The sequence below is a fragment of the Saccharopolyspora sp. NPDC050642 genome (assembly GCF_040654735.1).
Taxonomy (GTDB): Bacteria; Actinomycetota; Actinomycetes; order Mycobacteriales; family Pseudonocardiaceae; genus Saccharopolyspora; species Saccharopolyspora elongata.
In genome coordinates, this window is record NZ_JBFAIN010000081.1 from 1 (window position 1) to 9,124 (window position 9,124).

The 9,124-nt window shown below is 70.4% G+C and carries 9 protein-coding genes; 6 read left to right on the forward strand and 3 right to left on the reverse strand.

The features are described 5' to 3' along the window. Positions 1 to 148: 148 nt before the first annotated feature. Positions 149 to 1,204 carry a hypothetical protein gene (locus AB0H93_RS43985; protein WP_358582861.1) on the reverse strand — a complete coding sequence of 352 codons (1,056 nt, stop codon included), beginning with the start codon at positions 1,202 to 1,204 and terminating at the stop codon, positions 149 to 151. Between the two features lie 115 nt (positions 1,205 to 1,319). On the opposite strand from AB0H93_RS43985, the gene rbsK reads away from it, so the two are divergent. Next, complete coding sequence (gene rbsK / locus AB0H93_RS43990) at positions 1,320 to 2,219, forward strand: ribokinase (RefSeq protein ID WP_358582864.1); 900 nt, start codon at positions 1,320 to 1,322, stop codon at positions 2,217 to 2,219. A gap of 115 nt (positions 2,220 to 2,334) precedes the next feature. Here the strand turns inward: rbsK and AB0H93_RS43995 are convergent, their stop codons facing one another. Next, the gene (locus AB0H93_RS43995; RefSeq protein WP_132482616.1) at positions 2,335 to 2,679 is read right to left on the reverse strand and encodes an Lsr2 family protein; all 345 of its coding nucleotides are present in this window, start codon (positions 2,677 to 2,679) and stop codon (positions 2,335 to 2,337) included. 363 nt (positions 2,680 to 3,042) lie between these two features. Between AB0H93_RS43995 and AB0H93_RS44000 the strand changes: the two genes are divergently transcribed. The 5 genes from AB0H93_RS44000 (at position 3,043) to AB0H93_RS44020 (ending at position 8,680) form a co-directional block, all read left to right on the forward strand. After that, complete coding sequence (locus AB0H93_RS44000; protein ID WP_358582867.1) at positions 3,043 to 3,507, forward strand: Lsr2 family protein; 465 nt, start codon at positions 3,043 to 3,045, stop codon at positions 3,505 to 3,507. A gap of 158 nt (positions 3,508 to 3,665) precedes the next feature. Beyond that, on the forward strand, positions 3,666 to 5,276 hold the full coding sequence (locus AB0H93_RS44005) for an ABC transporter substrate-binding protein (RefSeq protein ID WP_358582869.1): 1,611 nt from the start codon (positions 3,666 to 3,668) through the stop codon (positions 5,274 to 5,276). Between the two features lies 1 nt (position 5,277). Then, entirely contained in the window at positions 5,278 to 6,234 is a 957-nt protein-coding gene (locus tag AB0H93_RS44010) for an ABC transporter permease (RefSeq protein ID WP_358582871.1), read from the forward strand. After that, entirely contained in the window at positions 6,231 to 7,094 is an 864-nt protein-coding gene (locus AB0H93_RS44015) for an ABC transporter permease (protein ID WP_358582873.1), read from the forward strand. The genes AB0H93_RS44010 and AB0H93_RS44015 overlap by 4 nt, the downstream gene beginning before the upstream one ends. Continuing rightward, positions 7,091 to 8,680 (forward strand): ABC transporter ATP-binding protein, encoded by a 1,590-nt coding sequence (locus tag AB0H93_RS44020; RefSeq protein ID WP_358582876.1) that lies wholly within the window; start codon positions 7,091 to 7,093, stop codon positions 8,678 to 8,680. Before AB0H93_RS44015 ends, AB0H93_RS44020 begins: the two co-directional genes overlap by 4 nt. 8 nt (positions 8,681 to 8,688) lie before the next feature. On the opposite strand, the gene AB0H93_RS44025 is transcribed toward AB0H93_RS44020, so the two are convergent. Next, positions 8,689 to 8,889, reverse strand: a complete 201-nt coding sequence (locus tag AB0H93_RS44025) for a hypothetical protein (protein ID WP_358582878.1) — start codon at positions 8,887 to 8,889, stop codon at positions 8,689 to 8,691. Positions 8,890 to 9,124: the final 235 nt, after the last annotated feature.

Genomic DNA, 9,124 nt, shown 5'->3' on the forward strand with positions numbered 1-9,124 from the left:
TCTCAGAGGCTTCCTGGCGAGGACGGCCCCTCCGCCGTGTATTGGACATACATCAGGAGGGGCACCCACAGTCCAGGGAGCCTCTGAGGTTCCGCCACCCGCACCGCCACGCAAAACGAGGTTGGAAAAACCTCATTGAAGTTGCGGCCTAGAGCGAGCCGAAGTAGGGGTGGCGGCCCGGGTTGCCGTCGCGGGGGATGAACCACTGGTCGAAGGCCACGCCCCGTGCGCGCAGCTCGGCCTCGACCTTGGAGACCTGCTCCGCCACCTCCGGCTCCGCATCTTCCGACAGCGGCAGGTCCACCTCGTAGAGCTCGTCGTGGTCGGTGTCGCCGAAGGCCCGCCCGGCGAAGGCGGCGAACACCGTCTCGCTGTCGTCCCAGCTCATCAGCTCGGCGGCCTCCAGCACCACGCGCGCCTCGTTGACCACCAGCCGCAACGCCAGCGCCTCGGCGACCGTGCGCGGCGGCGTCCAGCTCGGCTCCGTCAGCCGCACCGCGACCGCCGCCGACGAAAGCACGAGAGCGCGGGCGAAGAACGCGTCGTAGCGGTGGTCGTAGCAGGGCGGCAATTCCTCCAGCACCAGCAGCCCGACCGCGTCGGCCACCGTCGCGTTGTTCACCGCCAGGGCCAGCTCGTCGTAGAAGATCTCGTCGGTGACCACTCGCACCGCGTGGATCAGCGCCCCGGCGGCCAGCGCGTGGGTGTCCGGATCGGCGCCGAACGCGCTCGCCTCGAACGCCCGCAGCTGCGGAGCCAGCTGGGTGAGCCGGAGGCGCCAGTGCTCGGCGTCCATCGCGGGCTCGGCGGAGGTCTCCAGCGCCTCCTCGACCGCCGCCTCCAACTCCTCGTTGATGTCCGAGGCCGCGGCGAGCCGCTGGTTGAACTCGTCCTCGGTGATCCGCACCTCCGAGTGCGCCACCGACCAGCCGGTGAGCACCTCGGACTCGCCGATCAGCTCGTCGAGCACCGAGGCGGCGGCTTCCTCGGCCGCCAGCAGCGACGGCGCGTCGAGCGCGAGCACCACGCTCGCGCCGGTCAGGTGCACCGTGATGCGGTAGTCGAGGACGTCGATGTCGCCATCCCCCGGACCGGAGACCCCCTCGACCAGCGCGAGGTGGCGGTCGAGCACGGCCGCTATCCCCTCCTGCTGCAGCGCGTCGAGCTCCACGACCTCGGCCGGCGGCGCGAGCTCCGCTGTCACCGCATAGTCCACCGCTTCTCGCCCTCTCCTCGACGGTTGGTCGGCATGTTACGTCGTCCGGCAGGCGAGGACCCGTCAGCCGATCGAGGGCCCCTCATCGGCCATGATGAACCACGTGACAACGACTGTGGCCGTATTCGGCAGCTGCAACATGGACCTGGTGGCCTACGTCGGGACGGCCCCGAAGCGCGGTGAGACGGTGCTGGGGCGGGAGTTCCACACGGTGCCCGGCGGCAAGGGCGCCAACCAGGCGATCGCCGCGGCGAAGGCAGGCGCGGCGGTGCGCATGATCGGCGCGGTAGGCGAGGACGAATTCGGCGCCCAGATCCGCGACACCCTGCAGAAATCCACTGTGGATGTCAAGGGGGTCCGCGCGGTGCCGGGGCGCAGCGGCACCGCGCACATCGTGGTGGACGACGAGGGCGGCAACTCGATCGTCGTGGTGCCGGGCGCCAACGGGACGGTCGACGGGCTCGCCGACGGCGACGAGGAACTGATCGCCGGATCGCGGAGTTTGCTGCTGCAGCTGGAGATTCCGCTCCCCGGCGTGGCCGCGGCCGCCGCGGCCGGGCGCCGCAACGGGGTGCGCGTGGTGCTCACGCCGGCCCCGGCGGTGCCGCTGCCCGGGGAAATCCTGTCGAATGTGGACCTGCTGGTGCCCAACGAGCACGAGGCGGCGATCCTGGCGGGCGACGACGACCCGCACCGCGCGCTCGCCGCGCTGCTGGAGCTGGTTCCGGAAGTGGTGATCACCCTCGGTGCCCGCGGCTCGCTGTACGGCAACCGCGACGGAGCGCGCGTGGAGGCGCCCAGCTTCCCGGTCGAAGCCGTGGACACCACGGCCGCGGGCGACACCTTCGTCGGCGTGCTGAGCGCCGCGCTGGGCGAGGGTGCCGAGATGCCCGAGGCACTGCGGCTGGCCTCTGCCGGTGCGGCGGTGTCGGTGCAGCGCAACGGGGCCAGCAGCTCGATGCCGACCCGTCAGGAAATCACCGACTTCTTGGCATCCGCATAAGGGATTCACCGCGACAATTACTGCTCGTTCAGACCGCGTTACGAGGAGTCATTGCACGAGTTTCACGGGCGGCCGGATTGGTCCCGAGTTCGAACCGGCCGCCCGTGGCACGTGCTCACTGAGCGTTGTCGTAGGCCTCGACGACCTCCGCCGGAATGCGGCCCCGGTCGGAAACCTGCATGCCCTGATTCCGGGCCCATTCCCGAATGGCCTGGTTGCGTTCGCGGTCGGCCGCGGTCGGCGTCGCCGAGGGCTTGCCCGGCTTGACGGCGACGCGCTTGCGGCCACCGGTCTTCCGGGCGTTGGCCACGAAAGACGCCAGCGAGTCGCGGAGTTTGGCCGCATTTTCGGTGGACAGGTCAATTGCGTAGTTCACCCCGTCCAAGGCGAACTCGACGGTGCTGTCGGCTGCTGTGCCGTCGACGTCGTCGACGAGCTGAACGGTGACTTTCTGCGCCACGGTAACCCTCGATTCCGGCTCGATTCCCCGTCTTCTCCGCGAACCTCGTGCGGAGAAGAGCGAGCGAACAATAAACGATCGGCGCAAGAATGATCCAGCCGCGGCCGGAATTTCCTGCGATGTGCGCTGGATTACTTTCCAGGATTGCCCCGCAGCGGTTACTGTCAGTTGGTGGTCGGGCGCTCGCCGGCGTGTGAGGTGGCGCGTGACCCGCCCGGCGGTTATCGACAGGTCGCCGCGTTGTTCTATGGTTAAGTACGAGACAACAGCGATGCCGCGTGCTACAACGTGGTCAGGGCTCGCAGTAGTCTTACCTGCAAGTGTCGCGGATCGAGGCGGGGCACGTTCCCGAGACAGGTGATCATGGCCGAGCGGATTCAGGTCGAACTCGTCGATGACATCGACGGGTCCCCAGCCAACCACACCGTCACCTTCGCACTGGATGGTGTGACCTACGAAATCGACCTGAACGAGAAGCACACCAAGCAACTCCGGGCCGTGCTCGATCGCTACATCAAGGCCGCGCGGGCGCCCAAGCCGGAGCCGGTGCGCAGCACCCGCCAGCAGGAGCGCGAAGAGGAACAGGCCCGGCAGGCCAACAAGCAGCTGACGGAGCAGATCCGCGGTGCCGCGCAGCGCACCCGAGAGCACCTCAGCAAGAAGGCCGCCGAGCCTGAGCCGGAGCCCGCTGAGCAGTCGGCGCCCGCCGAGCAGTCGGAGCCGGTCGAGGAAACGCTCTTCGACGCGACGTCGGCCGAGGAAGCGAAGTCGGACGCCGCCCGCGTGCCGGCCGTTTCGCTGCCGACGTTCTCCTCCGCCGTCGACTGAGCTCGCCGGACAGGTTCGGCGAAACCGCGCTCATTCCGGCCTGGCGCCTTGCCGTGACCGAATTCCGCAAGATGCCGGAATGATCACGGATCTGGACACGCGCGGTCCGGTCAAAATACGGTGCTCGCGTTTACCCCGGCGGCAGACGGGAGACGCGCGTGGCGGATCGCTGCGGACGAGGCGTGCTGGTGGCGCTGGCCACCGCGATCGCGGCGACCGGCTGCGCTCCGCTGGTGGACGTCGAGCAGACCGCCGCCGAGGTGCGCTCCTCCGTGCAGGCCCCGACGGTGCGCGGCGGCGAGGCGGTGATCGCGCTCGACCAGGAACCGGACAAGCTCGACCCGACGCTGGCGTCGACGCTGGCCAGCCGCCAGATCTTCAGCAGCATGTGCGAGAAGCTCTACGACGTCGACGAATCCGTCCGCCTGGTGCCGCAACTGGCCGCCGCGCTGCCGCAGATCTCCGCCGACGGCCGGGAACTCACGATCCCGCTGCGCACCGGGGTGCTGTTCAACGACGGCACCCCGCTCGACGCGCCTGCGGTCAAGAAGAGCCTGGACCGGCACCGCGAGCTCAAGGGGTCGGCCCGCAAGACCGAGCTCAACGCGGTCGAATCGGTGGCGGTCGTGGATCCGAGCACGGTGCGGCTCACCCTGTCCCGCCCGTACGCCCCGCTGACCAGCATGCTCGCCGACCGCGCCGGCATGATCATGTCCCCGGCGAAGCTCGACGAACGCGGCGCGGACTTCACCGACGACCCGGTCTGCGTCGGGCCGTTCCGGTTCACCGAACGCGTCGCGCAGGACCGGATCGTGCTGGACCGCAGCGAGTTCTACTACGACCGCGATCGCGTCCGCCTGGACCGGCTGGTGTACCGGACGGTCCCCGACGACAACATCCGGATGGCCAACCTGCGCTCCGGCGAGTTCGACGTGATCTGGGAGGTGCCCACTCCCGAAGTGCCGATCCTGTTGCGGGACAACGGAATCGTGCTGCTCAACCAGCCGACGCTGCAGTACTACGGCATCACCGTCAACGTGCGCAACGTCGGCGGCGAGACCGGTGAGGTGACCGGCCCGCTCGCCGACGATCCCCGGCTGCGGGAAGCCCTGTCGCTGGCCATCGACCGGCGCACGCTCAACAAGATCGCCTTCAACGGGCTGTTCCGGGCCGCCTGCGGACCCATCCCGGACAGCAGCGAGTACGCCACCCCGAAGACCCAGGAATGCCCGCCGCACGACCCGGAGCGGGCCCGCCGGCTCATCGCCGAGACCGGCGCGCGGACACCGGTGCGGTTCGAGATGACGCTGGCCAACGACCCGACCCAGCTCCGGGCGGGCCAGGTCATCCAGGCGATGGCCGCCCAGGTGGGCTTCGACGTCGTGCTGCGCCCGACCGAGTCGGCGACGGCGATCAGCGAGGCGCGGCAGGGCCGCTTCCAGACCTTCTTCGTCGGCTGGTCCGGCCGGCCCGACCCGGACGGCAACATCGCGGCCTTCCACACCGAAGGCGGCTCGCAGAACTACAGCGGCGACTTCAGCCCCGCCACCGACGAGCTGATCGAGCAGGCCGGCAGCGAGCAGGACGTGCCCCGGCGCCGGGCCCTGTACGAGCAGATCGTCGACGCCCTGCACCAGCGCAACAACGTCGTCTACCTCTACCGCACGCAGTACTACACCGCGCACACCGCGCAGCTCGCCGGCGTCGAGACCTTCCCCGACGGGATCATCCGGATGAAGTCCGCGGGCCACGTCCAGGCGGGGGGATGACATGCGCAGCTACGCGCTCCACCGGATCCTGCAGTCCGCGGTGACCCTGGTGCTGGTGTCGCTGGTGGTGTTCGCGGGGCTCCGCGCGCTGCCCGGCGACCCGGCCGTCGCGATCGCCGGCATCGAGGCCGACGACGCGGTGATCGCGGAGATCCGCCGCGCCCATCTGCTGGACGAGCCGATCCACGTGCAGTACGCGGCCTGGCTCGGCCGCGTGCTGCAGGGCGATCTCGGCGAATCGGCCCAGACCGGCCTGCCGATCGGCGACATCATCCTCACCAGGCTGCCGGTGACCCTCGAGCTGGCCGTGCTGAGCCTGCTGTTCGCCGCGCTGATCGGCCTGACCGCCGGAGTGCTCAGCGCGGTGCGCCGCGGCACCGCGGTGGACTGGCTCGGCAACGGCGCGTCGCTGTTCGGCCTGTCCATCCCGAACTTCTGGCTCGGCCTGATGTGCGTCCTGGTGTTCGCGGTCTGGCTCGGCGTGCTGCCCGCCTCCGGCTTCGTCCCGTTCACCGAGTCACCGCTGGGCAACCTGCAACGGCTGATCCTGCCCGCGTTCGTGCTCGGCAGCGGCCTGGCCGCGGTGCTGATGCGGCAGATGCGATCGTCCATGTTGGACGCGTTGGGCTCGGACTACGTGCGGACCGCGCGCGCCAAGGGAGCAGGGGAGTGGCGCGTGGTCGGCATCCACGGCCTGCGCAACAGCCTGATCACCGTCCTGACGATCCTCGGCCTGCAGCTCGGCACGCTGATCTCCGGCGCCGTGGTCACCGAGCAGATCTTCGTGCTGCCGGGCTTCGGCAAATTGATGGTCGATGCCGTGTTCACCCGCGACTACCCGGTGATCCAGGCCGCGGTGCTGGTCTCCGCGGCCGGCTACATCCTGGTGAACCTGCTCGTCGACCTGCTGTATTCGGTGGTGGATCCGCGAATCAGAGTCCGTGGAGGTGCCGGATGACCCAGGCGGATCTGCCGCGGGTGCGCGGTTCGCGACGGGTGCTGCGCCGCCTGCTGCGGCACCGCACCGGCGTCGTCGGGCTCGTGCTGTCGGCGCTGTTCGTGCTGGTGGCGGCGGCCGCGCCGATGATCGCTCCGGCGGACCCGGCGGCGGTGAACTTCGACCAGGTCCTCCAGCAGCCGTCGCTCGCGCTGCCGCTGGGCAGCGACGAGCTCGGCCGCGACCAGCTCGCGCGCGTCATCTACGGCATCCGCGCGTCGATCGTGGTCGGCGTGCTGTCGGTCCTGCTCGCGGTGGTCGTCGCGGTGCCGCTCGGCCTGATCGCCGGCTACTACCGCGGCTTCGCCGACACCGTCGTCTCGCGCCTCACCGACACCCTGCTGGCGTTCCCGTTCCTGGTGCTGGCCGTCGGCCTGGCCGCGGTGCTCGGCGCGTCGATGGTGAACGCGGCCATCGCGATCGGCCTGTCGCAGGTGCCGAGTCTGATCCGCGTCATGCGCGGGGAGACCCTGCGGCTGGCCGGCGAGGACTACGTGGCCGCCTGCGTCGCGGCCGGCGCGCGCGGCACGACCGCGATGTTCCGGCACATCCTGCCCAACGCGGTGAACGCGCTGCTGATCCAGGTCACGGTCGCCATCCCGCTGGCGATCATCGGCGAGGCGCTGCTGTCGTTCCTGGGGCTGGGCGTGCAGCCGCCGGAGGCATCGCTCGGCGTGATGCTGTCGGCCGCCCAGACGTACCTCGCGCAGGCGCCCTGGCTGGTGGTCTTCCCCGGCCTGGCGGTCGTGCTCGCGACGCTCGCCTTCAACCTCCTGGGCGACGGCCTGCGCGACGCCCTCGATCCGAAGGGGCAGCGATGAGCGACGTGCTTTCCTTCACCGATCTGCGGGTGCGCTTCCGCACCGAGGACGGCGTCGCGGAGGCGGTCCGCGGCGTCAGCTTCGGCGTCGCGCCCGGCGAGATCCTCGCGGTGGTCGGCGAGTCCGGCTCGGGCAAGAGCGTCACCGCGATGTCCGCGCTCGGGCTGCTCGCGCCGACCGCCGAGGTCACCGGGCGCATCGAGCTGGACGGCGCCGAACTGAGCGGGCCGGACCTGCGGCGGATCCGGGGCAAGCAGCTCGCGATGGTCTTCCAGGAGCCGATGACCTCGCTCAACCCGGTCTTCACCATCGGCTGGCAGCTCGTCGAGGCGATCCGGCTGCACCGGGACATGCCGGCCGGCGAGGCGCGCGAGCACGCGGCGGAACTGCTCGACGTCGTCGGCATCCCGGAGCCGCGCCGACGGCTGAAGCACTACCCGCACCAGCTCTCCGGAGGGCAGCGGCAGCGGGTGGTGATCGCGATGGCGCTGGCCTGCGAGCCCAGGGTGCTGATCGCCGACGAACCGACCACCGCGCTGGACGTGACGGTGCAGGCCGAGATCCTGGCCCTGCTGCGCGACCTCCGCGAACGCCACGGGATGACGATCCTGCTGATCACCCACGACATGGGGGTGGTGGCGGACCTCGCGGACCGGGTAGTGGTGATGCACCGCGGCGTCCTGGTCGAGCAGGCCCCCGTCGAGCAGCTGTTCCGCGCGCCCGAGCACGACTACACCAAGGCGCTCCTGGCGGCAGTGCCGAGGCTGGAGATCGGCGAGCGCGCCGAAGCCGCGCCCGCAGAGCCGGTGCTCCGGGTCGAAGACCTGGTCGTGAGCTACGCCGGCCAGCGCGCCGTCGACGGGGTGTCGCTGCACGTCGAACGCGGCGAAGTCCTCGCGCTGGTCGGCGAGTCCGGCTCCGGGAAGTCCACTGTGGGCAAGGCGGTGGCCCGCCTGCTGACCCCGGCGGAGGGCCGGATCGTGCTCGACGGCCAGGACATCGGCCGGCTGCCGGCACGACGGCTGCGCTTGGTGCGCCGCAACATCGGCATCGTCTTCCAAGACCCCGGCTCATCGCTGGACCCGCGCATGACCATCGCGGACAGCATCGCCGAGCCACTGCGCCTGCACCGGGCGGCACGCGGCCGCGAACTGGCGGAGCGCGTCGACACCCTGCTCGACGCGGTGGAGCTCGGGGCGTCGATGCGCGGCCGCTACCCGCACGAGCTGTCCGGCGGGCAGCGCCAGCGCGTCAGCATCGCGCGGGCGCTGGCACTGGAGCCGCGACTGCTGATCGCCGACGAACCGACCAGCGCGCTCGACGTGTCGGTGCAGGACGCGGTGCTCCGGCTGTTCCAAGAGCTCCAGGCCAGGCTGAACTTCAGCTGCCTGTTCATCAGCCACGACCTGGCGGTGGTGAACCTGCTCGCCCGCCGGGTGGCCGTCATGCACCGGGGCGAGGTGGTCGAGCAGGGAGACCGCGCCCAGGTGCTCGGCGACCCGCAGCACGAATACACGCGACGACTCCTGGCCGCGGCTCCGGTGCCCGACCCGATCCGCCAGCGTGCGCGACGGGCCGCGCCCTGAAGGAGCGGTCAGTCCTCGGCGCGGTGCCGCCGCGACCTGCTGCGCGAACCGGGCCCGGTGCGCGCAGCCTTCTTGGCCTCGGGCTTCGGTCGCTCGACCCGCTCAGCCAGGGCGGCGGCGAACTCGGGCGGGGCGCTGGGACCCCAGTTCCGGTCTTCCGGGTCCCCAAGCGTCTCGCGCAGCTCGGTGTAGATCGGTGTGGAGTCCACTGCTACCCCCGTTCAGACGATCGTCTGGGAGGCTACCGGCGCTTTCCGGGCGATTCGCGGCGACGAAGCAGGACCACACGAACGTGGACTCGAACCGCGGTCCCGGCGGCCATCCCGCGCGAGCACCCCAAGATCGGCTCTGACCTGGTGTTTTGATGTTTAAGGGGGGGTGGTTGCAGGGGGTGTTTCGGGGGTGTGTAAATTTATCCAAGTCAGCGCGACACGGGCCGGGAAA

Coding starts and splice junctions, on each gene's coding strand:
- AB0H93_RS44020 (WP_358582876.1), top strand. CDS start 7,091: ATGAGCGACGTGCTTTCCTTCACCGATCTGCGGGTGCGCTTCCGCACC.
- AB0H93_RS44015 (WP_358582873.1), top strand. CDS start 6,231: ATGACCCAGGCGGATCTGCCGCGGGTGCGCGGTTCGCGACGGGTGCTG.
- AB0H93_RS44010 (WP_358582871.1), top strand. CDS start 5,278: ATGCGCAGCTACGCGCTCCACCGGATCCTGCAGTCCGCGGTGACCCTG.
- AB0H93_RS44000 (WP_358582867.1), top strand. CDS start 3,043: ATGGCCGAGCGGATTCAGGTCGAACTCGTCGATGACATCGACGGGTCC.